A 23,731-nucleotide genomic window follows, 5' to 3' on the forward strand; every position below is an offset into this window, starting at 1 on the left:
CCATCGACATTTACTAGGACGTCCTAGTAAATTCGAAGGTATGGACGCTGACGCCATCGAAGAGGGCCGCCGACGCTGGCAGGCCCGGTACGACACTGCGCGTAAGCGCGACGCAGACTTCACCACGCTCTCCGGTGATCCCGTGGAGCCGGTGTACGGGCCCCGGCCGGGAGACTCGTACGAGGGCTTCGAACGGATCGGCTGGCCGGGGGAGTACCCCTTCACCCGCGGCCTTCACGCGACCGGCTACCGAGGCCGGACGTGGACCATCCGGCAGTTCGCCGGCTTCGGGAACGCCGAGCAGACCAACGAGCGCTACAAGAAGATCCTCGCCAACGGCGGCGGGGGCCTGTCCGTGGCCTTCGACATGCCCACACTCATGGGGCGCGACTCCGACGACCGGCGCGCGCTCGGCGAGGTCGGGCACTGCGGGGTGGCGATCGACTCGGCGGCCGACATGGAGGTCCTGTTCCAGGGCATCCCGCTCGGCGACGTCACGACATCGATGACGATCAGCGGTCCTGCGGTCCCGGTCTTCTGCATGTACCTGGTCGCGGCCGAGCGGCAGGGTGTCGACCCGGGGCTGCTCAACGGCACGCTGCAGACCGACATCTTCAAGGAGTACATCGCGCAGAAGGAGTGGCTCTTCCAGCCCGAGCCGCATCTGCGCCTCATCGGCGACCTGATGGAGCACTGCGCGGCGAGCATCCCCGCGTACAAGCCCTTGTCCGTCTCCGGCTACCACATCCGCGAGGCCGGCTCCACGGCCGCGCAGGAGCTCGCCTACACGCTCGCCGACGGATTCGGGTACGTCGAACTGGGCCTCTCCCGCGGCCTCGACGTGGACGTCTTCGCACCCGGCCTGAGCTTCTTCTTCGACGCGCACCTCGACTTCTTCGAGGAGATCGCCAAGTTCCGGGCGGCACGCCGGATCTGGGCCCGCTGGATGCGCGATGTGTACGGCGCCACGTCCGACAAGGCGCAGTGGCTGCGCTTCCACACGCAGACGGCGGGGGTCTCACTGACGGCTCAGCAGCCGTACAACAACGTGGTGCGTACGGCGGTGGAGGCGCTGTCGGCGATCCTGGGCGGCACCAACTCGCTGCACACGAACGCCCTGGACGAGACCCTCGCGCTGCCGTCGGAGCAGGCCGCGGAGATCGCCCTGCGTACACAGCAGGTGCTGATGGAGGAGACCGGCGTCGCCAACGTGGCCGACCCGCTGGGCGGTTCCTGGTACGTGGAGCAGCTGACCGACCGGATCGAGGCGGACGCCGAGAAGATCTTCGAGCAGATCAGGGAGCGGGGGCTGCGCGCCCACCCGGACGGACAGCACCCGATCGGCCCGATCACCTCCGGCATCCTCCGGGGTATCGAGGACGGCTGGTTCACCGGCGAGATCGCCGAGTCCGCCTTCCAGTACCAGCGGTCCCTTGAGAAGGGCGACAAGCGGGTCGTCGGCGTGAACGTCCACCACGGCTCCGTGACCGGAGATCTGGAGATCCTCCGGGTCAGCCACGAGGTGGAGCGGGATCAGGTCCGGGAACTCGCGGCGCGCAAGGCCGGCCGGGACGACGCGGCGGTCCGCGGCGCCCTGGAGACCATGCTCGCGGCGGCGCGTGACGGGTCCAACATGATCGCCCCCATGCTGGACGCGGTCCGGGCGGAGGCGACCCTCGGGGAGATCTGCGGGGTGCTCCGGGACGAGTGGGGGGTGTACACGGAGCCGCCCGGTTTCTGAGGTGCCGGGCGGGTGCGGGTGCGGGACTTGGGGGTTTCACCCCTCCGGCCCGCCCCGTCCCGTTCCTCGGGCCCCGGCATCGGTCTGGACGGACTCTTCCCCTCGCGTATCTCTCCCTGCACCCGCATCTCAACCGGGAACGTCGTCGTACGGATCGTCCGCTCCCTTCAGTCCCAGCAGTAGCACCCGCGTGAAGCCGCGTACCCACTCCTCGTCCGCGGGTTCGGCGCTCACCAGGGTGCGATGCACCACCGCGCCCGCGACCATGTCGAAGATGAGGTCGACGGTGCGGGTGGCGGATTCGGGGTCGGGCTCCGGGGGGAGTTCGCCGCGGAGTTGGGCGCGGGCGCGGCCCTCCAGGACCAGGCGCTTCTGGCGGTCGACGATGGAGGTGCGGATGCGTTCGCGCAGGGGTTCGTCGCGGGTCGACTCCGCCACCACCGCCATCAGGGCCGTCTTCGCCTCCGGGCGGGACAGGATCGCCGCGAACTGGAGGACCGCCCCCTCGATGTCGGCGGCCAGGCTGCCGCGGTCGGGGAGTTCGAGTTCGTCGAAGAGTTCGGCGACCGCGTCCACCACGAGCTCGTTCTTGCCCGCCCAGCGGCGGTAGAGGGTCGTTTTGGCGACGCCCGCCCGAGTCGCGACGTCCCCCAACGTCAGCTTGGACCAGCCCAGTTCGACCAGTACCGCCCGCGTCGCGGCCAGGATCGCGGCGTCCGCGGCGGCACTGCGCGGGCGCCCCGTACGGGAGGCGGAAATGCGACTCTGCATGTCAGTGACCATATCCGGCCAGTCTCTGGGGTCTATGTGCCCGCTGTGGCCGTATCCGGCGTTTACCCGGAGCCGTGAGGGAGATCACCGGGGAAGGGCGTACACCGTGGCCTTTCGACAGTTACGCTACGACCCGTAGCGAAAGCTCGAACGCGGCGACAACCGCTCTGGCGCCAGGTGGGGACCCGGCGCCCCGCAGGACCGATCACGACGCAATCAGGCTGGCTTTCACAACGCTTTTCACACGCGTGCGCGGAGGGGGGAAGATGTACTCATGCAGCCACGGAACATGTCCATGAGCGGAGTCGTCGACCTCGCCGCGGTGAAGGCGGCCCAGGAGGCCAAGGCCAAGGCGGAGCAGGCGCGCGCCGAAGCGGCCAGGCAGGGTGGCGGGGGTGGCAGCGGGGGCGTTTCTCCCGCCAGCCTTGTCATCGACGTCGACGAGGCGGGGTTCGAGCGCGATGTCCTGCAGCGCTCCACCGAGGTCCCGGTCGTCCTCGACTTCTGGGCCGAATGGTGCGAGCCGTGCAAGCAGCTCAGCCCGGTGCTCGAGCGGCTGGCCGTCGAGTACAACGGACGCTTCGTTCTTGCCAAGATCGACGTCGACGCCAATCAGATGCTGATGCAGCAGTTCGGGATCCAGGGGATCCCGGCCGTCTTCGCGGTGGTCGCCGGGCAGGCACTGCCGCTCTTCCAGGGCGCGGCGGGCGAGGCCCAGATCCGCGGGACCCTGGACCAGCTCGTGCAGGTCGCCGAGGAGCGCTTCGGGCTGACCGGCCTGGTCGTCGATCCCGACGCCGAGCCCGGCAGTGCCCCCGCGGTGGCCCCCGAGATTCCGGCCGGACCGCACGACGCGCTCCTTGAAGCCGCCGTACAGGCCCTGGACGCGGGCGACTTCGGCGGCGCGGTGCAGGCGTACAAGAACGTGCTGAGCGACGACCCGGGCAACACCGAGGCCAAACTGGGTCTCGCGCAGGCCGAGTTGCTCCAGCGGGTGGCGGGCGCCGATCCCCAGCAGGTGCGCAAGGACGCCGCGGAGAAGCCGGGCGACGCGCAGGCGCAGATCGCCGCCGCCGACCTGGACCTCGTGGGCGGGCATGTCGAGGACGCCTTCGGCCGGCTCACCGACACCGTGGCGCGCACAGCGGGCGCCGACCGGGACGCCGTACGAGTGCGGCTCCTGGAGCTCTTCGAGGTGGTCGGCGCCGACGACCCGCGGGTGGTCGCGGCGCGCAGGGCGCTGGCCCGGGCCCTGTTCTGACCCGAACCGTGACGGGATCTCTGACCTGTTGCTAAACGCCCGGACATGTGATGCCCGGGTGAAACCTGTGTCGCTGGGGAGAGAAGTGGCCGCGCTTTACCAAATCTTGGTAAACGCGGCCGCTGTTACTTGGAGTAAGTCAGAGGTGTTGATCTGTCGGTTTCTGTCCGAAGATCAACCGGTGTGTCACCCACCCCGGCGCCACCCTGTGTTGCCGACCGATACCGGCGGGTCGTTGTTCGGTTATCCGCCCGTTACTAGCCAGTAACGATCCCTCTTGCGGGGGCGGCGAGAATGCACCACGATCGGCGACGCTCGGTCCATTCCCCCCTACCTCGACAGCCAATCGGGTCAAGGGGTTTTCTGGGTCCCCACCGAGTAGGGCCGGCGGCAACACGCCGGTTCTTGGGCAGGGGGGTCTCTGTCGTTCGGCGGAGCCTGTCCAGCAGGTTGTGCGTGATGTGCGTCAGGCGCGACCAGTGGTTGTCGCTCGGGAGTGATCGCCTAGTGAGTTCGGGCACGGTAAGCGCCTGAAAGTACGGGCGCTCTCCTTTCCGAGGACGTAGCACTTCTCCCATCCCTGCCCGGCTGAGCCGCTAGAACGGGGCAGTCAGGGCCAGGAGATGTACGTCCGAGAAGGAGGAAATATGGAGTCCCAGGTGCGTGGCGGGACAAGATGGAAGCGGTTCGCTGTGGTCATGGTGCCCAGCGTCGCCGCGGCCGCCGCGATCGGCGTCGGGCTCGCGCAGGGTGCGCTCGCCGCGTCGTTCAGCGTTTCCGGCCAGGAGTTCAAGGTCAAGGCCGGGCATCTCGAGGGCACCGGCTTCGCCCAGTACGGCGCTATCGACACCGGTTACACGTCGACCGACGGCAAGAACAAGACGGTCCGTGCCGTGGCGGTCTCGTCGTTCGAGCACGCCGAGATCACGAACATGTGCCAGTCGGTCAAGACGGAGATTCCCCTCATAGGGAAGACGATCTACCTCCGTCTCGAAGCGGGTCCGGACGAGGACCACAAGGTCATCGCCGAGAACCTCTACATCGACGTCGCCCAGCTCGATGCCGACGCGACCTTCAAGGGTATGGAGATCGGCGTCGCGGCCCAGGACACGAGCAAGAGCAAGGGCGGAAAGGGTCCTGAGGTGAGGTCGGGCGACAGCGTGCTGCCGGGCGGCTTCGCCCAGCAGGCGGACTCGGCCGACCTCACGGGCGTCGAGCAGACGGCGTGGGCGACCACGGCCGGCACCTTCAAGCTCAGCGGCCTGAAGATGCGTCTCGGTACGAGCGCCACGATGGAGTGCTTCTGACGGTTTCCGTCGCAGTGGTGTCGCTGGGCGGCTGAGCCGCTCAAGGGGGCGGAGGAGTTGTCGCTTCTCCGCCCCGCGCACACCCGCCCGATGCCTCGCACCGGGTGCTTTCCGCCCATACTCTCCGGCTTCACCGCCCCAAGGCCGAGCCGGTACGTACTTCCACCGGACCCAGGGAGCTTCTTTCCATGAGTGCCGAGACTCCGGTCCAGAACGCCGGGCACTTCACCCGCGCGCGTCTGCGATTCCGTGACTGGCGGGGCAACCGGCCGTTCTGGGCCGGTCTGTTCACCCTGCTCGGCGGGGTGCCGATCGCCTACTTCCCGTATGCCACCTTCAAACTGGGCAACATGTCGCTCGCCATGGCGACCACCGCGGGTGCCGGCTCACTGATCATCGGTGTTCTGCTGGTCACGCTGGGACTGACCATGTGGTTCCAGTCGGCTACACGTGTCTTCGCCGGGGTCGCTGCCATCGTCCTGGGTCTGGTGTCCCTGGTGGTCTCCAACATAGGCGGCTTCATTGTCGGCTTCCTGCTCTCGCTGATCGGCGGCGCGCTCTCCGTTTCCTGGATGCCCAGCGATGGGTCGGCCGACGGTGCGAAGCCCAACCGGTCCCGGAAGCACGGCCCGGCGGGGGGCGCGAAGGAAGACCCCTCTCCTGCCGACAGCGACGCCGGTGTTCCGGCCGACGCGGGCGCGCCGGAGCCGGGCCACCAGCTGACCGAGAGCGCCGGAGCCGACAACGGCGGCGGCAACGGCGGGGGGTACCGTGCCGACTGACGAGGTGTCCCACGACGACTCCGCGGCCAAGCCCCGTACGAGAACGGGGCCGCGGCACGCCGCCCCGAAGAAGCCGCTGTCCACCAGGTTCCACGTGCCGGCGGGCAAGGCCGTGGCCTTCGCGGCGATGCCGACGGCGGTCCTCATGGGCATAGGTTTCACGCCGACTCTCGCGAACGCCGAAGACCAGCCGAGCACCTCGAAGAGCCTGACGGCCGAGGAGTACCAGGCCTGCGTCGAGCTTCTGGACGGCGAGGACGCGTCTGCCAGCCCGACGCCTTCAGCCTCCGCTTCGGCGAGCGCCTCCGAGTCCGCCGACGAGGCCGAGCCGAGCCCTTCGGCTACGCCATCCTCGGATGCGGGCGAGACCCCTTCGTCGGATTCAGGTTCCGACGACGAGGCCGAGCCCACGCCTTCGGCGTCCGCGAGCAAGACGTCCGAGAGCAGCGGTAGTGAGGCCGACACGGCCACGGCGACCCCCTCGGCGTCCGAGAGCAGCAGCAACCCGCTGGACCCGCTGGGCATCGGCGATGCCATCAAGGACATCCTCACGCCCGGCGGGACGGCTAGCGCCACCCCCACGCCGTCCGCCAGCGCCTCGGCGAGTGCGAGCGCGGATCCGTCGGACAGTTCCGACACCGGTAAGGACACGGCCGACAAGGTCACTGAGCCGGCCGAGGCCACCGGGAAGGACACCACCGACACGGTGTCCGCAACGCCCGAAGCCGACGCGGAGGCGTCCAAGGAGGCGGCCGACGAGGCTACTTCGTCCGCCAGCCCCAGCCCCAGCCCGTCCGCGAGCGAGAGTACGGACGCGGCGGACTGCCCGGTCTCCACCGACGCAGAGGGCGATGTCGACAACCCGGTCATGCTTCCCGACGACCCCTGGTATCTGAACGCCAGCTCGCTGCTGCTCAAGGGTGCCGACTACCAGGGCATCGTGCAGGTGAAGACCGCCAACGGCACGGTCAAGAAGGTCCTGAAGTACGTCATCTCCGGCGGCACCGACATCGGTGATCTGCACCAGACGGTCATCGACAAGCGTGCCGGCCAGACCTACCACGTGCAGGCCGGCAAGGGCACGACGTCCACCATCAAGGACGGCGACACCGTCATGTACACGGAGAGCATCTCCGGCAAGCTGTTCGGGCTGATACCGATCACGTTCGACCCGGAGCACCCTCCGCCACTGAACATCCCGCTGATCTACTTCACCGACGTGAAGGTCGTTCAGGCGGGCCAGTTCGGAGGCACGCTGACCATACCCAGCATGCATACGTACCAGACCGAGGACTGAACACCGCTCAGAGCCCGCCCGGGAGCCGCACAGGTCTGTGGCCCGGTCCACCGCACGAGCGGTGGGCCGGGCCACAGTCATGAGTGGGTCCCCTGTCACGGACAATCGACTGAGGGCGCACCCCGTCACAGGGAGCGCCCTCAGTGCCGTACAAGCACCGCCGTAGGTCAGGCCGTGCGGGCGCTTTCGCCCAGGTGGTGGACGCGGACCATGTTCGTGGTTCCCGGGACGCCGGGAGGCGAGCCTGCGGTCATGACGACCACGTCGCCGTCGTTGAAGACGTTGAGCTTCTGGAGTTCCTGGTCGACGAGGTCGACCATTTCGTCGGTGCTGTGGACGAAGGGCACCACGTGGGACTCGACGCCCCAGCTGAGGGTGAGCTGGTTGCGGGTGCCCTCGTCGGTGGTGAAGGCGAGGATCGGCTGGGAGGCGCGGTAGCGCGAGAGGCGGCGGGCCGTGTCGCCGGACTTGGTGAAGGCGACCAGGCCCTTGCCGCCGAGGAAGTCGGCGATCTCGCAGGCGGCGCGGGCGACCGAACCACCCTGCGTGCGCGGCTTCTTGCCGGGGACCAGGGGCTGCAGGCCCTTGGAGAGGAGCTCCTCCTCGGCCGCCACGACGATCCGCGACATCGTCTTGACCGTCTCGATCGGGTACGCGCCCACGGACGACTCGGCCGACAGCATGACCGCGTCGGCGCCGTCGAGGATCGCGTTGGCGACGTCGGACGCCTCGGCGCGCGTCGGGCGGGAGTTGGTGATCATCGACTCCATCATCTGGGTCGCGACGATCACCGGCTTGGCGTTGCGGCGGCACAACTCCACGAGGCGCTTCTGCACCATCGGGACCTTCTCCAGCGGGTACTCGACGGCCAGGTCGCCGCGGGCCACCATGACGGAGTCGAACGCCGCGACGACGCCCTCCATGTTCTCGACCGCCTGCGGCTTCTCCACCTTGGCGATGACGGGGACCCGGCGACCCTCCTCGTCCATCACCTTGTGGACGTCGTTCACGTCGTGGGCGTCGCGCACGAAGGACAGGGCGACCATGTCGCAGCCCATCCGCAGGGCGAAGCGCAGGTCCTCGACGTCCTTCTCGGACAGCGCGGGCACGTTCACGGCCGTACCCGGCAGGTTGATGCCCTTGTGGTCGGAGATCACGCCGCCCTCGACGACGATCGTCTTGACCCGGGGGCCCTCGACCTCGACGACCCGCAGCTCGACGTTGCCGTCGTTGATGAGGATCTGGTCGCCCTTGGAGACGTCGCCGGGCAGGCCCTTGTAGGTCGTGCCACAGATCGACTTGTCGCCCGGAACGTCCTCGGTGGTGATGGTGAACTCGTCACCCCGGACCAGCTCGACGGGTCCCTCGGCGAAGGTCTCCAGGCGGATCTTGGGCCCCTGGAGGTCGGCGAGGACACCGATGGCCTTGCCGGTCTCGGCGGCGGCGGCGCGGACGCGGTCGTAACGCCCCTGGTGATCGGCGTGCGTGCCGTGGCTGAAGTTGAAGCGGGCCACGTTCATGCCGGCCTCGATCAGCGCGACGAGCTGCTCGTGGGAGTCGACCGCGGGGCCGAGAGTACAGACGATTTTCGAACGGCGCATAGGGCGATCCTATCGGTTTGTTTCGCTACGGAATATTCCGTCTGGCGGAAGATACAAATGGGCGGGCGGGCGCTCAGGCGTATGCCTTGTATCTCTCTCCGGACTCGGGCATATCTCCCGCGGACTCGGACCTGTCTCCCGCGGGCTCGGGCTTGTCCATCTCTGGCTCGGGCTTGTCTACGTCAGACTCAGGCATATCTCTCTCGGGCTCACGCATCGCTCTCTCCGACCAGCGCGTACGTCTGTGTCGCGATCTCCAGTTCCTCGTCCGTCGGCACCACGGCGACCGCGACGCGCGCGTACCGCGGCGAGATGAGCCTGGGCCCATCCGCTCGTACGGCGTTCAGGTCGCCGTCGACCGCCAGGCCCAGCTCCTCCAGGCCGGCGATCGCCGCCTCGCGCACCGGGGCGGCGTTCTCCCCGACTCCGGCGGTGAAGGCGATGGCGTCCACCCGGCCGAGGACCGCGTAGTAGGCGCCGATGTACTTCTTCAAGCGATGGATGTAGATGTCGAAGGCGAGCTGGGCCTGCTCGTCACCCTCGTCGACACGACGGCGGATCTCGCGCATGTCGTTGTCGCCGCACAGGCCGATCAGGCCGCTCTTCTTGTTGAGCAAAGTGTCGATCTCGTCGGTGGACAACCCCCCAACGCGCATCAAATGGAAGATGACCGCCGGATCCATGTCTCCGGACCGGGTACCCATCACGAGTCCCTCCAGAGGTGTGAGCCCCATCGAGGTGTCCACGCACCGGCCGCCCCGCACCGCGGAGGCCGACGCCCCGTTGCCGAGGTGCAGCACGATGACGTTCACCTCCTCAGGCGCCCTGCCCAGGAGCTTCGCGGTCTCCCGGGAGACGTACGCGTGCGAGGTGCCGTGGAACCCGTACCGGCGGATGCGGTGCTCGTCGGCGGTCTTCACGTCGATCGCGTAGCGCGCCGCGGACTCCGGCATCGTCGTGTGGAACGCGGTGTCGAAGACGGCGACCTGGGGGAGGTCGGGGCGCAGGGCCCGGGCGGTACGGATGCCGGTGAGGTTGGCGGGGTTGTGCAGCGGCGCCACCGGGATCAGCCGCTCGATCTCGGCGATCACCGCGTCGTCGATGACCGTCGGTTCGGTGAAGAACTTGCCGCCGTGCACGACCCGGTGGCCGATCGCGACCAGCTCCGGGGAGTCGAGGCCGAGCCCGTCCTTGGCCAGTTCCGCGGCGACGGCCTTGAGGGCGGCTTCGTGGTCGGCGATGGGGGCGGTCCGCTCGCGGGTCTCACCGCCGAGCAGTGGGGTGTGCCTGAGCCGCGAGGTCTCCTCGCCGATGCGCTCGACGAGGCCCATCGCCAGTCGGCTGCTGTCCCGCATGTCGAGGAGCTGGTACTTCACCGACGAGGAGCCGGAGTTGAGGACGAGGACGCGGACGCGGGTGGTGCTCACTGGGCGGTTGCCTTCTCGCTGCGGTTCTGGGTGTGGGTGTGGGCCTGGGTCTGGGTGTGGGCCTGGGCCTGGATCGCCGTGATGGCGACGGTGTTCACGATGTCCTGGACGAGCGCGCCGCGTGACAGGTCGTTGACGGGCTTGCGCAGGCCCTGCAGGACCGGACCGACGGCGATCGCGCCGGCCGAACGCTGCACGGCCTTGTAGGTGTTGTTGCCGGTGTTGAGGTCCGGAAAGATCAGCACGGACGCCTGCCCGGCGACCTCCGACTCCGGCAGTTTGGTGGCCGCGACGGTCGGTTCGACGGCCGCGTCGTACTGGATCGGCCCCTCGATCCGCAGGTCGCCGCGGCGTAGCCGCACCAGCTCGGTGGCCTCGCGCACCTTGTCGACGTCGGCGCCCGTACCGGACGTACCCGTCGAGTACGACAGCATCGCGATCCGCGGCTCGACCCCGAACTGCTCGGCGGTGGCCGCCGACTGGATGGCGATGTCGCAGAGCTGCTCGGCGTTCGGGTCCGGGTTGACCGCGCAGTCGCCGTAGACGAGGACCTTGTCGGCGAGGCACATGAAGAAGACGGAGGACACGATCTTCGTGTCCGGCTTCGTCTTGATGATCTCGAAGGCGGGCCGGATGGTGGCGGCGGTGGAGTGCACGCTGCCCGACACCATGCCGTCGGCGAGGCCCTCCTGCACCATCAGCGTCCCGAAGTAGTTCACGTCGGCGACGACGTCGTACGCCAGCTCGACGCTCACCCCCCGGTGGGCGCGCAGTTCGGCGTACTTCTCCGCGAAGCGGTCGCGCAGTTCGGAGGTCGCCGGGTCGATGAGCTGGGTGGCGCCGAGGTCGATGCCGAGATCGGCGGCCTTCTTGCGGATCTGGTCGAGGGGGCCGAGCAGCGTCAGCTCGCAGACGCCCCGGCGCAACAGCACTTCGGCGGCGTGCAGGACGCGCTCCTCGGTGCCTTCCGGCAGCACGACACGGCGCTTGTCCGAGCGGGCCTGCTCCAGGAGCTTGTGCTCGAACATCATCGGGGTGAGGCGGTCGCTGCTCGGGGCGGAGACACGCTTGAGGAGGTCGCTGGTGTCCACGTACCGCTCGAAGAGACCGAGCGCCGTCTCCGCTTTCCTCGGCGTGGCGGCGTTCAACTTCCCTTCCAGGCCGAAGAGTTCGGTCGCGGTGGGGAAGGAGTTGCCGGCCACCGAGACGACCGGGGTGCCGGGCGCGAGGCGGGCGGCGAGGGTCAGGATCTCGTCGGTGGGCCGCTCGTTCAGGGTGAGCAGCACGCCGGCGATGGGCGGGGTGCCCGCGCTGTGCGCGGCGAGTGAGCCGATGACCAGGTCGGCGCGGTCGCCTGGGGTGACGACCAGGCAGCCGGGGGTCAGGGCGCTCAGGAAGGTCGGCAGCATCGCGCCGCCGAAGACGAAGTCGAGCGCGTCACGTGCAAGGCCCGCGCTGTCGCCCAGGAGTACCGTGCCGCCGAGGGCCTGGGTGATCTGCGCGACGGTGGGCGCGGAGAGCGCGGGCTCGTCCGGGAGCACGTAACTGGGCACCGGGAGGCGGCTGTCGAGCCGCTCGTGTATCCCGGCGCGGTCGACCGGGGCGACCCGGTTCACGATCATCGCGAGGACGTCGCAGCCGAGGCCGTCGTACGCGCGGTAGGCGTTGCGCGTCTCCGCGCGCACCGACTCCGAGGTCTGCCCCCGCCCGCCGACGACCGGGATGACGGACGCGCCGAACTCGTTCGCCAGGCGGGCGTTGAGCGCCAGTTCGTCGGGGAACTGCGTGTCGGCGAAGTCGGTGCCGAGGACGAGGACGACGTCGTAGTCACGGGCTACGAGATGAAAACGGTCGACCAGGGTCGACACCAGCTCGTCCGTGCCGCGCTCGGCCTGGAGCGCGGAGGCCTCGTGGTAGTCCATGCCGTAGACCGTCGCCGGGTCCTGGGCGAGGCGGTAGCGGGCGCGCAGCAGCTCGAAGAGCCGGTCCGGACCGTCGTGCACGAGCGGGCGGAACACCCCCACCCGGTCGACCTGGCGGGTCAGGAGTTCCATGACTCCCAGCTCGACGACCTGACGGCCGTCGCCGCGGTCGATCCCGGTCACATACACGCTGCGCGTCACGCGTGCTCTCCATCCCGTTCGTCTCTTCGTCGTCTCCTTGTCGGGAGACTGTTTTCAGCGGTTCCGGCAGTGTTTTTTGAGGCTCGGCAGATGGCCCACTAAGCTGAGCGGAAGCCTCTTGACAATACCTCTGCGGGTGGCTAAGGCGCCCGCCAGGAAGAACGTCCTGGTGGGGCGCGCGGAAGCGACGATGCCCTTCGCGCCGTGAAAGAATCGAACCGGCTCACACGTACCGGCAGCGAGCAGGAGACACAGCACGATGCGCATCGGAGTTCTCACCGCAGGCGGCGACTGCCCTGGCCTGAACGCAGTGATCCGGTCGGTCGTGCACCGAGCGGTCACCAACTTCGGGGACGAGGTCGTCGGCTTCGAGGACGGCTACGCCGGCCTGCTCGAAGGCCGCTACCGCACCCTCGACCTCGACGCGGTCAGCGGCATCCTCGCCCGCGGCGGCACCATCCTCGGCTCCTCCCGTCTGCAGCGCGACCGGCTCCGGGAGGCCTGCGAGAACGCGCAGGACATGGCCCGTGAGTTCGGCATCGACGTACTCATCCCGATCGGCGGCGAGGGCACGCTGACCGCCGCCCGGATGCTCTCGGACTCCGGAGGCCTCCCCGTCGTCGGCGTCCCTAAGACGATCGACAACGACATCTCGGGCACGGACCGGACCTTCGGCTTCGACACCGCGGTCGGCGTCGCCACCGAGGCGATGGACCGGCTGAAGACCACCGCCGAGTCCCATCAGCGCGTGATGGTCGTCGAGGTGATGGGCCGGCACGCGGGCTGGATCGCCCTGGAGTCGGGTATGGCGGCCGGGGCCCACGGCATCTGCCTGCCCGAGCGCCCCTTCGACCCGGCCGACCTGGTCGCGATGGTCGAGGAGCGCTTCGCGCGCGGCAAGAAGTTCGCCGTCATCTGCGTCGCCGAGGGCGCCCACCCCGGCGACGGCACCATGAACTACGGCCACGGCGAGATCGACCAGTTCGGCCACGAGCGCTTCCAGGGCATCGGCACGGCTCTCGCGCGCGAGCTGGAGCGGCGCCTCGGCAAGGAGGCCAAGCCGGTCATCCTCGGCCACATCCAGCGTGGTGGCACGCCGACCGCGTACGACCGTGTACTCGCCACCCGTTTCGGCTGGCACGCCGTCGAGGCCGCCCACCGCGGCGAGTTCGGCAGGATGACGGCCCTGCGTGGCACGGAGATCGAGATGGTGCCGCTGGCGGACGCGACCGCTGAGCTGAAGACGGTGCCGAAGGACCGGATGGACGAGGCGGAGTCGGTGTTCTAGAGGCTCCTGCCCACGGTGGTCGTTCTAGAGGCTCCTGCCCACGATGGTCGTTCTAGAGGCTCTTGCCCACGGTGGTCGGGCCTGGGCTCTCAGTAAGTACTCCGCTGGATCATCGCCCAGAAGTGGTCGATGATCTGGTCGAGGAAGTCCTGGCCCAACTCGCCTGCGTCGGTGGCGGCCGAGCCGTCGCCCCAGCTCAGCGAGGCGGCCATCCGCCCCTGGTAGTCGGTGTGCATCTCCTGCAGCACGTTCTCCAGGAGACGCCGGTCCAGGGGCACCATCTTGCCGACCGGGCGCGCGTACGCCTGCCAGCGCGTCGTCACCGCGCTGCGCAGGAGTTCGGCGAGCTTGTCGTCGCGCCCCGTCACGGTGACGAAGTCGCGCAGCGAGAGGTCGAGAACCTCGGCGAGCGTGGCCGACTGCCGCTCGTTGCCGCGCCACTCGCCGGACTCCTCCATCCGCTGGTACGCGAGGAGTTCGAGGCCGACGGAGCGCGCGAGGTCGTCGGCTGCGAGGCCGCGTGCGACGCGGTGCTCGCGCAAGGTCCGCGGTACGCCGATGAGTTCACCCTGGGAGCACCACAACACGCCCGCGAGCGCGGTGAGTTCGGGCGCACTCGGCACGGCGATCCCGCGTTCCCAGGCGGCGACCAGGTCCGGGGTGACGTAGGGGAGTCCGTACGAGGATCTCATCCCGTACGCGACATGCTCGGGCCCCATTCCTAGCGCGGCCCGCAGTCTGCGGGCCGCCGGGGCGTTGAAGGGCGGGGTGGGCTGGTGGGCTTGCGGTCGGGGCACGCGGTCAAAGTAAGGGCCGAAGGCCGCGGTGACTACGGTCTGTTCGGACACAATCACAGATTGTAGGAACATACGGCTCTGCACCTGTCTGCACCTGTCCGCACCCTGTCACCTGTCCGCACCCTGTCTATGTCAGGCGGTGTCAGGGTGATTGCCGGGACCCGTGGTGCGGTGGGACAGCGGAGTGGGGGAGAGTGCCGTGTCCTCCTCGCCGGGTTCGAGGAGGGTGTCGGCGGCCCCGACGATGAGAGGGTCGGGTGTACCCACGGCCTCAGGGTCCTTGTCGGCGTAGTCGACGCGTGTGAGCAGGTTACGCATGGCTTCCAGCCGGGCGCGACGTTTGTCGTTGCTTTTGACGACCGTCCACGGCGCGTGTTCGGTGTCGGTGGCGCGGAACATGTCGACCTTCGCCTCGGTGTAGTCGTCCCACAGGTCCAGCGACGCGAGGTCGGTGGGGGAGAGCTTCCAGCGGCGGACCGGGTCGACCTGCCTGATGGCGAAGCGGGTGCGCTGTTCGGAGCGTGACACGGAGAACCAGAACTTCACCAGCAGGAACCCGTCGTCGACGAGCATCCGCTCGAAGGCCGGGCACTGCCTGAAGAACAGCTCACACTCCTCCTTCGAGCAGTAGCCCATCACCCGCTCCACACCGACGCGGTTGTACCAGGAGCGGTCGAAGAAGACGATCTCTCCCGCCGTCGGCAGTTGCGCGATGTACCGCTGGAAGTACCACTGCCCCCTCTCGCGGTCATTGGGTTTGTCCAGGGCGACCACCCGCGCGCCGCGGGGGTTGAGGCGCTCGGTGAAGCGCTGGATCGTGCCGCCCTTCCCGGCCGCGTCGCGCCCTTCGCATACGACGACCAAGCGCGCGCCGGTGTTCTTGACCCACCGCTGGAGCTTGAGCATCTCTATCTGCAGGACGCGTTTGGTCTGCTCGTACTGCTTGCGGCGGACCTTGCGGTCGTAGGGGTGGTTCTCGCGCCAGGTGCTGGTAGGACGCCCGCTCTCGTCCAGGACGATGGGCTGCTCGCTCCGGCTGGCGTCGACGGTGAGACCGTCCAGCAGTCTTTCCTCGTCGGCGCCGTCCTCCTCGGTGTTGTTCATTCCGGATCAGAAAGGCATACGGCCGCGGCTGCGGCGACCTGCCGAGCCGCTGCGGCCGACGGCACGCGAACTGCTGTGGAAGGGCTTGCTGAGCAGCTTGCCCAGGAAACCGGGTGCCTTGCCGCCGGCCCGGGCTCCGGCGCCGAGCGAACGCTGCGTGCCGCGTTCGGGGTGGCGGGAGAGACGGGGGACGAAGAAGGCAAGCACGGCCAGGACCACACATACGGCGATGATGGCGGCGATCAGCATCAGTGAACTCCTTCGGGTCGGTCCGACGTGAGACGAGTGCCCTGTTATGCCACTCCCATGTGGTCAGGGCGCCGTCTACAGGAACCGGCGGATGGGGGCCACGGCCGTCTCCCGCAGCCGCTGCGTGGCGGAGCGCCGTTTCCAGCGGTCCTCCTCGATCCGCTCGCAGGCCCGCAGGTCCTCGTCGAAGTGATCGTCGAGGGTGGCGGTGAACCCCTCGTCCAGGACGGCGAGCATGACTTCCTCGTCGTGGTCGAGGGAGCGCCGGTTGAGGTTGGTGGAGCCGACCAGGGCCGCGACCTTGTCGACGGTGATGACCTTGGCGTGCATCATCGTCGGCTGGTACTCGAAGATGCGCACCCCGCAGGCGAGCAGGTCCTCGTAGAAGTGCTGACCGGCCAACTGGCAGACACGCTTGTCGGTATGGGGGCCGGGCAACAGGATCTCCACCTCGACACCGCGCCGGGCGGCGGAGCACAGCAGGTCGACGAAGTAGGAGTCGGGGGCGAAGTAGGCGGTGGCCAGGCGCAGTCGCTCCTGGGCGGATTCGATCACGACCCGCAGGAGCGTCTGCATGTCCTGCCAGCCGATGCTCGCCGAACCGCGGACGACCTGGACCACGGCGCCGCCTTCGGACGCGTGGTCGGTGAAGCGGTCGCGGCTGTCGAAGAGGGTGTCGTGGCACTCGGCCCAGTTCTGCGCGAAGGCGGCGGCGATGCCGTCCACGGCGGGTCCGCGCACCCGGGCGTGGGTGTCGCGCCACTCGTTCTCGTTGCGGGCGTCACCGCACCACTCCTCGGCGATGCCCACCCCGCCGGTGAACGCCGTCTCCTCGTCCACGACCAGGACCTTGCGATGGCAGCGGTGATTCTGCTTGAACAGCGAGAGGTACAAGGGCTTGCGGAACCAGGCCACTTCGGCCCCGGCCTCCTCCATCATCTCCAGCAGGTCCCGCTCGATCAGCCGGCTGCCGAAGCCGTCAAGGAGCAGCCGCACCCGCACACCCGCGCGGGCCCGCTCGGCCAGCGCGATCGCGAACCGGCGGGCTATCTCTCCGCGCCAGTACACGAACGTCATCATGTCCACGGTGTACTCGGCGCCGCGGATGCTCTCCAGCATCGCCGCGAAGATCTCGTCCCCGTTGCGCAGCACCGTCAGGGAGTTGCCCTCCGTCGCGGCGATGCCGATCAGCCGCTCCAGGCGACGCCGCAGCCGCTGTTTGTTCTCCGCCGGGTCCAGCCGCGGGGCGGCCGTCACCCGGGTCCCTTCCGACTCCATGCGTGTGCTGGTCACGGCGCTCCCTGCCGGTCGAAGAAGAACGGTGGCGGCGGACCCTCTCACCCCGAACAGCAGAATCAAACCCGAAATTCGGCAGGCATGATCGTTCAGGCCTAGGGCACACGATTGTCCGGAGGTTGATAATCATGGTTCCCCTGCTTCTCGTTCTTCTTCTCGCTCTCATCCTTTTCGGTGCGGGCTTCGCACTGAAAGCACTGTGGTGGATAGCGGTGATTGTTCTCGTGGTGTGGGTGCTGGGGTTCGTCCTCAGGCCCGCCGCTGGCGGAGGCGGCCGACGTAGCCGTTGGTACCGCTGGTAAACGGGAGTTTGATGCGCAGCGAGTCGAGAGTCCGGCGCGCTGATGATCGTGGCTGGAAATGCCAGGTGGTGCGCCGTTCCCGACGGACCGCACGGATTTCAACGAGATTTCCCGTGCATGGCGGGGGCCCGGTCGGGAACCCGTCTCCCGTCAGCAAAGACACCGGCGCCCATCAAGCGTCCGGGGTAATTCTGTACAGCTGAACGAAGGGATTTATCGTGACCGACATGTGGGGTTACCAGCCGACGTCGGGTTACCAGGCGGGCCTGGATCTGACGGGCTTCAAGGTGGAGGCGACCGACGGCCACATCGGCAAGGTCGACAAGTACTCCGAGGAGGTCGGCTCCGCCTACATCGTCGTCGACACCGGTGTGTGGATCTTCGGCAAGCACGTGCTGCTGCCGGCCGGCACCATCACGAGCGTGGACACGACCGACAAGAAGATCTTCGTCGGCCGTACCAAGGAAGAGATCAAGAACTCCCCGGAGTTCGACAAGGACAAGCACATCGGGGATGCGGGCTACCACGAGCAGGTAGGTGGCTACTACGGCACCCCGCGCATCTGACACCTGAGTCAGACGCCACCCGTACACGGCGTCGGCCGGCTCCCTCCGGGGGGTCGGCCGACGCCGCCTTTCTGTTTCCCGCGTCGGTGCTCCGGACCGGCTCAGAGGAGGTGGTCGGCCTTTCCGGCCTTGATGTCCCGGATGAGGGTACGGAGCGCTTCGCGGGTGTCGGTGAGGTAGTGGTCCTCCTGACCGGCGATGGCTATGTAGGCGTTGCCGGTGGGGTCTGGGTCGGTGCCTATGCGGAAGCAGTTGTTTCCTTCGGCGCAGTAGGGCTCTTCCCAGATGATCTCGGGCATGCGGGCTCCTCAGAGTTGCTGGGCGATGGCGTGGATGAGGTCGCGCGAGCGCTCCGGACTCAGGGTGTGGGAGTGCCACCAGTCCATGTGGGCACGGTACTTGGCGAGTTGGGCGTCTGCATGGGTGAACTCGCCGCCGTGCGCGGAGTCCAACTGGACGGTGTCCAGTTGGGGGACGGCACCGCTCGCGTACAGAACGGCGTGCCCTGCACCGGGGAAGGCTCCGGCCTCGACGGGGAGCACGCGCAACTCGACGTGCTCGCGTTCGGACGCCTCGCACAGGTACGCAAGCTGCTCACGGGTGGTACGGCGCCCGCCGAACTGCATGCGCAAGGCCCACTCGTGGACGTACGCGACGTACTCGACGGGGTCGTCGCGATCGAGTACCTGCTGACGCTGCAGGCGTTGCAGGACGCGTAGTTCGACCTCCGACTTGGGCAGCTGTGGCAGCGCTGAGTCGAAGACGGCGCGGGCGTATCCGCTGAGCTGGAGCAGCCCCGGGATGTGCACGGTCTGGTAGCTCCGGAGGCGGGAGGCGAACCACTCCAACTCGGCGACGTCCAGCAGGCCTTGGGGGAGGGTCCCCTTGAAGTTGTCCCACCAGCCTCGCTTGCGTGAATCGGCCAGGGTTACGAGCGCGTCGACGTATGCCTCGTCCGCGCAGTCGTAGTTGCTGGCGAGTATCCGGATCCGATCGGGTGACGTGGCCCGGACGCCCGACTCCATGTTGGAGACCTTCGTACGGTCCAGCCCGAGCAGTCCGGCGGCGTACTCCGTGGTCAGATCAGCCGCGAGTCGCATCTTGCGCAGCTCGGCGCCCAGGCGCTTCTGACGTTCCGTCGGTGCGGGCCGTGTCGGCATCGGCACCTTCCTCCCCGATTGGTCGGGGATCAGTCTGCACTGCGCGCCGCGGACCGGTCCACTTCTCCGGAGGCAATGTGCTCGACTAGGTGGCACACGTGCCCCTTGAAGTCCTACAGTCAGTGACAAGTCGCTTACGGCCCGGCGTCGTTCGGAAGTGCATCGCGCGAGCCTGCCCGCGTTCTCCCTCCCTGGGAGGGGCGGAATCGTGCCAGGGAGACAGGCCACTGGCCGAGCCGTACATACCTCGTCATGTCCGCTGGATCTCAAGGGAGTTCGCCATGTCCTCATCGTCGGCCGTCTCGGCCTGCCCCATCTCCGCAGACGTACGGGACGCGGCACCCCCGTCCCCGGACACGCTCGCGTACAGCTTCACGTTGCCCGCCGGGGCGGTGAGTTCGCGGATCGCGCGGGAGGCGACCCGGGTGGCTCTTCAGGCGCACGGGCTGGCGGACATGACGGAGGCGGCGGTGCAGGTGGTGGCTGAACTGGCCGCGTGCGCCTGCCGGTTCACGCCGGACGCCTCGGTGTACGTGTCGCTGCGATTTCGGGAGGGGGCGTTGCGGGTGATCCTCTACGACGGGCATCCGCGGCACAGCCATCCCCGGCTGGCGGCGGCCTGCGATGCGCGAAGGCGGGCGGCGCTCCGGGTGCTGGCGTGCGTGGTGCGGGTCTGTGAGGGGGAGTGGGGGTTCGGGGAGGCCAGGGAGCCGGGAGGCGGGACGCGGATGTGGGCGGTGTTGCCTTGGCGGGGGGCTCGGGAGTTCTCGGGCGGGGCGGTCAAGGGGTGACGCCTCTATCCCTTTACCGCCCCGCCCAGAGCAAAGCCCCCGCCCAATCGCTTCGCCACCAGCACATACAACAGAATCACCGGCGTCGAGTAAATGATCGAGAACGCCGCCAATTGTCCATAGACCACGGTCCCTCGATTCCCGAAGAATTCGTTGATGCTCACCGACGCGGGCATCTGGTCCGGCGTGAGCAGCAGCATGAACGGCACGAAGAAGTTGCCCCACATCATCACGAACGAGAACACCGTCACCACGGCCACGCCCGGTCCCATCAGTGGCAGGACGATTCGCATCAGGGACTGGAACGACGAAGCCCCGTCAGTCCACGCGGCCTCCTCCAGTTCCTTCGGCACCCCGTCCATGAAGTTCTTCATCAGCCAGATGGCGAACGGCAGTTGGGAGGCCGCGAAGAAGAAGATGGTGCCCTGCATGGTGTCGATCAGATTCACCTGCACGAACAGCGCGTACACCGGCACCATGATGGCGGTGATCGGCAGACTCGTCGCGAAGAGAATGGTGAGCAGGAAGGGACGGTTCAGTCGTGACCTGAACCGCGACAGCGGATAGGCGGCCAGTGTCGAGCAGAGCACCGTCAGCAGTGTTCCGCCCCCGCACAGGATCAGGCTGTTGAGCAGCGGGGTGAAGGTGATGTCCGGTGTCAGGACCGCGTCGAAGTTGTCCAGGGTCAGGCTGTCGGGGGCCTGCACCCGCAGGCCCGCGTCCGGGTCGAGCGCGGACAGGCCCACCCAGACCAGCGGCAGCGCGAACGCGGCGGCCAGGACGAGGAGCCCGGCGTCCGCCGCCAGCCGCCGGGTGGAACGACGCCGGGACCTGAGGGGCGTACGAGCAGGCTGAATCGCCATCTCAGACCTCCGTCCGCAGCAGTCGCATGTACACGACCGAGAACAGCGAGCCGACGACCAGGAGCAGCAACGCCACCGCCGTCCCGTACCCGATCATGCTCTTCTGGAAGGCCTGTTCGTACATGAACAGTGGCAGGGTCTGGCTCTTGCCGCTCGGGCCGCCCCGGGTCATCACCCAGATCAGCCCGAAGACAGAGAGTGTCTGCAAGGTGTTGAGCATGAGATTCGTGCCGATCGACCGGCGGATCATCGGGAGCGTGATGTGCCACATCCGGCGCCAGCCTCCCGCCCCGTCCACCTCCGCCGCCTCCGTGATCTCCTTCGGGATCTCGTTCAGCGCGGCGGAGTAGACGAGCATCGAGAAGGCCGTGCCCCGCCACACGTTCGCGAACGACACCGCCAGGATCGGCAACGTGAACAGCCAGTTCTGGGAGGGGAGATGGAGCCAGTCAAGGATGGCGTTCAACGTCCCCTCCTGCCGGAAGAAGGCGTACAGCAGGAACCCCGCGACCACCTCCGGCAGCACCCACGCCGTGATGACGATCCCGCCCACCACTGTCCGTACCGGCTTCGACGCCCGCTGCATCAGTGCGGCGAGCGCCAGCCCCAGCGTGTTCTGGCCGACCAGCGAGGACAGCACCGTGAACACCAGGGTGAGCCAGACCGCGTTGAGGAACGCGTCGTCCTGGAACGCCGCCCGGAAGTTGTCGAAGCCGACGAACGACGAGTGGGCCTGGCCGGTCAACTGCAGGTCCGTGAAGGCGATGTAGGCGCAGTAGCCGATCGGGCCCGCGAGGAAGAGGACGAGCAGGATGAGGGCGGGGGAGAGCGGGAGGGCCCGGACGAGGGAGCGGCGGAGGCCTCCCCGGGGAGGGGAGGCGACCTTCGTACCTGAGGGATCCGGGGGACGGATCTGCGGTGCCACCGGCGTACTCACGCTCATTGCGTGACCACTTGGCCGTCGGTGGCCGTCTTGAGCTCCTCGTCGTACCCTTTCGCCGCCTCCTCGACCGAACTGTCGCCCGTCGTCACGCCCTCCATGGCCTCCTGGATGGCCGTCGAGACCTTCGGGTACGCCGGGTACGCGGGCCGGTAGTGCGTGCTCGCGACGAGGTCCGTGAAGAACTTGATGCCGGGCTGCGCGTCCACGTAGCCGGGGTCGGCGGCGACGTCCTTCCGTACCGCGATACCGGAGTTGGCGATGTACCACTTCTGGGCGTTCGCCTTGGTCTGCATCGTCTCGATGAACTGGAAGGCCAGGTCGGGGTTGGCCGCCTTGGACGGGATCGACCAGGTCCAGCCGCCGGACATGCTCACCTTGCCGGGAGCCTGGCCGTTCTGCGTCGGCATGTAGGCGAGACCGAGCTTGTCGGACCACTCGGGCCATTCGTGGCCCGACCCCGCCAGCCAGTCCTGCGGGAGCCAGCTGCCGTCGAGGTTGATGCCGAGTTTGCCCTCGGGCAGCAGTTCACCGCGGACCCTGGTGGGGAAGTTGGGGTCGAGGGCGTCGGAGACCTCCGGGCCGAGCTTCTCCTTGAAGACCGTCTCCACGAACGCGAGGGAGTCCTTGAAGGCCTGGCTGCCGGCGATCCACTTCTTGGACGCGGTGTCGTACAAGGGGTCCGTCGTTCCGTCCCCCGTCCCGTACAGCAGCATCTCGAAGCCCTGCATAGTGGCGGCCTCGCCGGCGGGCTTGCCCGTGTAGACGTTCAGGGGGGTGACGCCGGGGACCTTCTCCTTGATCGTGCGGGCCGCGTCGAGGACCTCGTCCCAGGTCTTCGGCTGCCAGTCGGTCGGCAGGCCCGCCTTCTTGAAGATGGCCTTGTCGAACCAGAGGCCCCGGGTGTCCGTCCCGTCCGGAACGCCGTACGTCTTCCCGTCCTCGGCCTTGGCCGCCGTCTTGGCCGTGTCGATGAACTGGTCCCAGTCCGGCCACCTTTCGAGGTAGGCGTCCAGGGGCTTCAAGTAGCCGCTGGTGATGTCCGAGTTGATGAGAAAGGTGTCCTCGTAGACCAGGTCGGGAGCCGTCTTCGGGGATCGCAGCATCTGCTGGACCTTCGTGTAGTACTCCGAGTCCGGTGCCTTGATCGGAACCAGCTCGACCTTCTTGCCGGGGTTCGCCTTCTCGAACTCCTTCTTCATCTCGCCCAGATAGGTGTCCATCACCTTGATCGAGTTGTCCGTGGACTGTTTGAACGAGATCTTCACGGTGTCCGGATCGCTGCCGGATCCCGATCCGCACGCGGTGAGCGTGGCGGCGGTGAGCAGTGTCGCGAGGAGAATGGGGGCGGCGGTGGGGCGCACGGGCAGGACCTCCTGCTGGCCGACGTCGTTGGTGGCCAAGATTGTCTGCCCGGCGAAAGTAAGAGGCGGGAGCATGTCAGGTCAATGACCTTGCAGTGGCCGTAGTCAAGATGGAAGGTGCCGTGCCGAACAGGGCGTCACCGTAGGGCAGTTGCCGGTCCTCACCTTCGGGTGGGAGAACGTCCTGGGGCGTGCGCGCAACCCTTGGCCGCCGCCGTGGGTCCACCTCGTACGAGGCGGACGGGCCAACTGGTCATCGCGGGGGGCGACATGACGTTGGACGACGGGGATCGCGGGTTCGTCGGGAATGCGCGCAGGTTCTTCTGGTTTCCACGGGAGGAGCCGCGAGAGGCCGCGCCGATCCTGCCGCTGGCTCATGCCTGGCTCTTCTTCACCGCCGCGGGGGGAGGGGTCGTGGCCGTCGGTTGGACGGAGTTCGTGGACCTCATCGGTGTCTGGACCGTGTTGGCGATGCTCGACGACGTCACCAAGGGTGTGCGGCACCGCTGGCCGGCCTTCATAGCCGGTCTGCTGGTCTTCTGGTCAATCGGCAAGCTGGTGCGGCGGGGACTGCCCGCACCGGCCGACCCCGACTGGGCCGACTATCCCGCCCTCGTGTGCGGGAGCCTGGCGGCCCTCGTGGTCTTCGCCGCGATCACGCGCGTACGGCCGCGTCCCGAAGTCCGTCCACCGGACTAGTC

The 23,731-nt window shown here is 68.1% G+C and carries 23 protein-coding genes; 10 read left to right on the forward strand and 13 right to left on the reverse strand.

Features of this window, described 5'->3' with window-relative positions:
- Nucleotides 1-40 precede the first annotated feature (40 nt).
- On the forward strand, nucleotides 41-1,741 hold the full coding sequence (locus tag ACFYPC_RS03370) for a methylmalonyl-CoA mutase (protein ID WP_388669860.1): 1,701 nt from the start codon (nucleotides 41-43) through the stop codon (nucleotides 1,739-1,741).
- 129 nt (nucleotides 1,742-1,870) lie between these two features.
- Here the strand turns inward: ACFYPC_RS03370 and ACFYPC_RS03375 are convergent, their stop codons facing one another.
- Complete coding sequence (locus ACFYPC_RS03375) at nucleotides 1,871-2,512, reverse strand: TetR/AcrR family transcriptional regulator (RefSeq protein WP_388669864.1); 642 nt, start codon at nucleotides 2,510-2,512, stop codon at nucleotides 1,871-1,873.
- A gap of 274 nt (nucleotides 2,513-2,786) precedes the next feature.
- Here ACFYPC_RS03375 and ACFYPC_RS03380 point away from each other — a divergent pair, with 274 nt between their 5' ends.
- From ACFYPC_RS03380 to ACFYPC_RS03395, 4 genes are all read left to right on the forward strand, one after another.
- Complete coding sequence (locus tag ACFYPC_RS03380; protein WP_388669867.1) at nucleotides 2,787-3,773, forward strand: tetratricopeptide repeat protein; 987 nt, start codon at nucleotides 2,787-2,789, stop codon at nucleotides 3,771-3,773.
- A gap of 647 nt (nucleotides 3,774-4,420) precedes the next feature.
- Nucleotides 4,421-5,080: a DUF6230 family protein gene (locus tag ACFYPC_RS03385; protein ID WP_388669870.1), complete on the forward strand. Its 660-nt coding sequence runs from the start codon at nucleotides 4,421-4,423 to the stop codon at nucleotides 5,078-5,080.
- Between the two features lie 188 nt (nucleotides 5,081-5,268).
- Nucleotides 5,269-5,862 carry a DUF6114 domain-containing protein gene (locus ACFYPC_RS03390; protein ID WP_388669873.1) on the forward strand — a complete coding sequence of 198 codons (594 nt, stop codon included), beginning with the start codon at nucleotides 5,269-5,271 and terminating at the stop codon, nucleotides 5,860-5,862.
- Entirely contained in the window at nucleotides 5,852-7,159 is a 1,308-nt protein-coding gene (locus ACFYPC_RS03395; protein WP_388669876.1) for a hypothetical protein, read from the forward strand. The genes ACFYPC_RS03390 and ACFYPC_RS03395 overlap by 11 nt, the downstream gene beginning before the upstream one ends.
- A gap of 167 nt (nucleotides 7,160-7,326) precedes the next feature.
- Here ACFYPC_RS03395 and pyk read toward each other — a convergent pair whose 3' ends face one another.
- From pyk to pta, 3 genes are all read right to left on the reverse strand, one after another.
- The gene (gene pyk, locus ACFYPC_RS03400) at nucleotides 7,327-8,760 is read right to left on the reverse strand and encodes a pyruvate kinase (protein WP_388669879.1); all 1,434 of its coding nucleotides are present in this window, start codon (nucleotides 8,758-8,760) and stop codon (nucleotides 7,327-7,329) included.
- Nucleotides 8,761-8,969: 209 nt separating this feature from the next.
- Nucleotides 8,970-10,187 (reverse strand): acetate kinase, encoded by a 1,218-nt coding sequence (locus tag ACFYPC_RS03405; RefSeq protein ID WP_388669882.1) that lies wholly within the window; start codon nucleotides 10,185-10,187, stop codon nucleotides 8,970-8,972.
- Nucleotides 10,184-12,310 (reverse strand): phosphate acetyltransferase, encoded by a 2,127-nt coding sequence (gene pta, locus ACFYPC_RS03410; RefSeq protein ID WP_388669885.1) that lies wholly within the window; start codon nucleotides 12,308-12,310, stop codon nucleotides 10,184-10,186. Before pta ends, ACFYPC_RS03405 begins: the two co-directional genes overlap by 4 nt.
- A gap of 259 nt (nucleotides 12,311-12,569) precedes the next feature.
- Between pta and ACFYPC_RS03415 the strand changes: the two genes are divergently transcribed.
- On the forward strand, nucleotides 12,570-13,598 hold the full coding sequence (locus ACFYPC_RS03415; protein WP_388669888.1) for an ATP-dependent 6-phosphofructokinase: 1,029 nt from the start codon (nucleotides 12,570-12,572) through the stop codon (nucleotides 13,596-13,598).
- 89 nt (nucleotides 13,599-13,687) lie between these two features.
- On the opposite strand, the gene ACFYPC_RS03420 is transcribed toward ACFYPC_RS03415, so the two are convergent.
- From ACFYPC_RS03420 to ACFYPC_RS03435, 4 genes are all read right to left on the reverse strand, one after another.
- Nucleotides 13,688-14,317 carry a helix-turn-helix domain-containing protein gene (locus ACFYPC_RS03420; RefSeq protein WP_388670064.1) on the reverse strand — a complete coding sequence of 210 codons (630 nt, stop codon included), beginning with the start codon at nucleotides 14,315-14,317 and terminating at the stop codon, nucleotides 13,688-13,690.
- A 210-nt stretch (nucleotides 14,318-14,527) separates the two neighbouring features.
- Entirely contained in the window at nucleotides 14,528-15,499 is a 972-nt protein-coding gene (gene ppk2 / locus ACFYPC_RS03425) for a polyphosphate kinase 2 (protein WP_388669891.1), read from the reverse strand.
- A 6-nt stretch (nucleotides 15,500-15,505) separates the two neighbouring features.
- Complete coding sequence (locus ACFYPC_RS03430; RefSeq protein WP_388669894.1) at nucleotides 15,506-15,748, reverse strand: DUF6411 family protein; 243 nt, start codon at nucleotides 15,746-15,748, stop codon at nucleotides 15,506-15,508.
- A 75-nt stretch (nucleotides 15,749-15,823) separates the two neighbouring features.
- Nucleotides 15,824-17,026 carry a phosphatidylserine/phosphatidylglycerophosphate/cardiolipin synthase family protein gene (locus ACFYPC_RS03435; protein ID WP_388670067.1) on the reverse strand — a complete coding sequence of 401 codons (1,203 nt, stop codon included), beginning with the start codon at nucleotides 17,024-17,026 and terminating at the stop codon, nucleotides 15,824-15,826.
- Between the two features lie 146 nt (nucleotides 17,027-17,172).
- On the opposite strand from ACFYPC_RS03435, the gene ACFYPC_RS03440 reads away from it, so the two are divergent.
- Both ACFYPC_RS03440 and ACFYPC_RS03445 read left to right on the forward strand, forming a co-directional pair.
- Entirely contained in the window at nucleotides 17,173-17,346 is a 174-nt protein-coding gene (locus ACFYPC_RS03440; protein ID WP_388669897.1) for a hydrophobic protein, read from the forward strand.
- 227 nt (nucleotides 17,347-17,573) lie between these two features.
- Entirely contained in the window at nucleotides 17,574-17,912 is a 339-nt protein-coding gene (locus ACFYPC_RS03445) for a PRC-barrel domain containing protein (RefSeq protein ID WP_388670070.1), read from the forward strand.
- A gap of 101 nt (nucleotides 17,913-18,013) precedes the next feature.
- On the opposite strand, the gene ACFYPC_RS03450 is transcribed toward ACFYPC_RS03445, so the two are convergent.
- On the reverse strand, nucleotides 18,014-18,211 hold the full coding sequence (locus tag ACFYPC_RS03450) for a hypothetical protein (protein WP_388669900.1): 198 nt from the start codon (nucleotides 18,209-18,211) through the stop codon (nucleotides 18,014-18,016).
- 9 nt (nucleotides 18,212-18,220) lie between these two features.
- Nucleotides 18,221-19,072, reverse strand: a complete 852-nt coding sequence (locus ACFYPC_RS03455) for a helix-turn-helix domain-containing protein (RefSeq protein WP_388669903.1) — start codon at nucleotides 19,070-19,072, stop codon at nucleotides 18,221-18,223.
- A 281-nt stretch (nucleotides 19,073-19,353) separates the two neighbouring features.
- Here ACFYPC_RS03455 and ACFYPC_RS03460 point away from each other — a divergent pair, with 281 nt between their 5' ends.
- On the forward strand, nucleotides 19,354-19,863 hold the full coding sequence (locus ACFYPC_RS03460; RefSeq protein WP_388669906.1) for an ATP-binding protein: 510 nt from the start codon (nucleotides 19,354-19,356) through the stop codon (nucleotides 19,861-19,863).
- A gap of 5 nt (nucleotides 19,864-19,868) precedes the next feature.
- On the opposite strand, the gene ACFYPC_RS03465 is transcribed toward ACFYPC_RS03460, so the two are convergent.
- From ACFYPC_RS03465 to ACFYPC_RS03475, 3 genes are read right to left on the reverse strand one after another with little or no spacing between them, the layout of a single operon-like run.
- Entirely contained in the window at nucleotides 19,869-20,726 is an 858-nt protein-coding gene (locus ACFYPC_RS03465) for a carbohydrate ABC transporter permease (protein ID WP_388669909.1), read from the reverse strand.
- A gap of 1 nt (nucleotide 20,727) precedes the next feature.
- Complete coding sequence (locus tag ACFYPC_RS03470; protein ID WP_388669913.1) at nucleotides 20,728-21,669, reverse strand: carbohydrate ABC transporter permease; 942 nt, start codon at nucleotides 21,667-21,669, stop codon at nucleotides 20,728-20,730.
- The gene (locus ACFYPC_RS03475) at nucleotides 21,666-23,036 is read right to left on the reverse strand and encodes an extracellular solute-binding protein (RefSeq protein ID WP_388670073.1); all 1,371 of its coding nucleotides are present in this window, start codon (nucleotides 23,034-23,036) and stop codon (nucleotides 21,666-21,668) included. Before ACFYPC_RS03475 ends, ACFYPC_RS03470 begins: the two co-directional genes overlap by 4 nt.
- 264 nt (nucleotides 23,037-23,300) lie before the next feature.
- Here ACFYPC_RS03475 and ACFYPC_RS03480 point away from each other — a divergent pair, with 264 nt between their 5' ends.
- Entirely contained in the window at nucleotides 23,301-23,729 is a 429-nt protein-coding gene (locus tag ACFYPC_RS03480; RefSeq protein WP_388669916.1) for a hypothetical protein, read from the forward strand.
- Nucleotides 23,730-23,731 lie beyond the last annotated feature (2 nt).

The organism is Streptomyces sp. NPDC005808, from assembly GCF_042871385.1.
In the GTDB taxonomy this organism is placed as follows: Bacteria; Actinomycetota; Actinomycetes; order Streptomycetales; family Streptomycetaceae; genus Streptomyces.

What these genes read in the sequence shown, in the direction of transcription:
- ACFYPC_RS03370 (WP_388669860.1), top strand. Translation starts at nt 41, where the DNA reads ATGGACGCTGACGCCATCGAAGAGGGCCGCCGACGCTGGCAGGCCCGG.
- ACFYPC_RS03375 (WP_388669864.1), bottom strand. Translation starts at nt 2,512, where the DNA reads ATGCAGAGTCGCATTTCCGCCTCCCGTACGGGGCGCCCGCGCAGTGCC.
- ACFYPC_RS03380 (WP_388669867.1), top strand. Translation starts at nt 2,787, where the DNA reads ATGCAGCCACGGAACATGTCCATGAGCGGAGTCGTCGACCTCGCCGCG.
- ACFYPC_RS03385 (WP_388669870.1), top strand. Translation starts at nt 4,421, where the DNA reads ATGGAGTCCCAGGTGCGTGGCGGGACAAGATGGAAGCGGTTCGCTGTG.
- ACFYPC_RS03390 (WP_388669873.1), top strand. Translation starts at nt 5,269, where the DNA reads ATGAGTGCCGAGACTCCGGTCCAGAACGCCGGGCACTTCACCCGCGCG.
- pyk (WP_388669879.1), bottom strand. Translation starts at nt 8,760, where the DNA reads ATGCGCCGTTCGAAAATCGTCTGTACTCTCGGCCCCGCGGTCGACTCC.
- ACFYPC_RS03415 (WP_388669888.1), top strand. Translation starts at nt 12,570, where the DNA reads ATGCGCATCGGAGTTCTCACCGCAGGCGGCGACTGCCCTGGCCTGAAC.
- ACFYPC_RS03420 (WP_388670064.1), bottom strand. Translation starts at nt 14,317, where the DNA reads ATGGGGCCCGAGCATGTCGCGTACGGGATGAGATCCTCGTACGGACTC.
- ppk2 (WP_388669891.1), bottom strand. Translation starts at nt 15,499, where the DNA reads ATGAACAACACCGAGGAGGACGGCGCCGACGAGGAAAGACTGCTGGAC.
- ACFYPC_RS03430 (WP_388669894.1), bottom strand. Translation starts at nt 15,748, where the DNA reads ATGCTGATCGCCGCCATCATCGCCGTATGTGTGGTCCTGGCCGTGCTT.
- ACFYPC_RS03435 (WP_388670067.1), bottom strand. Translation starts at nt 17,026, where the DNA reads ATGGAGTCGGAAGGGACCCGGGTGACGGCCGCCCCGCGGCTGGACCCG.
- ACFYPC_RS03440 (WP_388669897.1), top strand. Translation starts at nt 17,173, where the DNA reads ATGGTTCCCCTGCTTCTCGTTCTTCTTCTCGCTCTCATCCTTTTCGGT.
- ACFYPC_RS03445 (WP_388670070.1), top strand. Translation starts at nt 17,574, where the DNA reads ATGTGGGGTTACCAGCCGACGTCGGGTTACCAGGCGGGCCTGGATCTG.
- ACFYPC_RS03450 (WP_388669900.1), bottom strand. Translation starts at nt 18,211, where the DNA reads ATGCCCGAGATCATCTGGGAAGAGCCCTACTGCGCCGAAGGAAACAAC.
- ACFYPC_RS03455 (WP_388669903.1), bottom strand. Translation starts at nt 19,072, where the DNA reads ATGCCGACACGGCCCGCACCGACGGAACGTCAGAAGCGCCTGGGCGCC.
- ACFYPC_RS03460 (WP_388669906.1), top strand. Translation starts at nt 19,354, where the DNA reads ATGTCCTCATCGTCGGCCGTCTCGGCCTGCCCCATCTCCGCAGACGTA.
- ACFYPC_RS03465 (WP_388669909.1), bottom strand. Translation starts at nt 20,726, where the DNA reads ATGGCGATTCAGCCTGCTCGTACGCCCCTCAGGTCCCGGCGTCGTTCC.
- ACFYPC_RS03470 (WP_388669913.1), bottom strand. Translation starts at nt 21,669, where the DNA reads ATGAGCGTGAGTACGCCGGTGGCACCGCAGATCCGTCCCCCGGATCCC.
- ACFYPC_RS03480 (WP_388669916.1), top strand. Translation starts at nt 23,301, where the DNA reads ATGACGTTGGACGACGGGGATCGCGGGTTCGTCGGGAATGCGCGCAGG.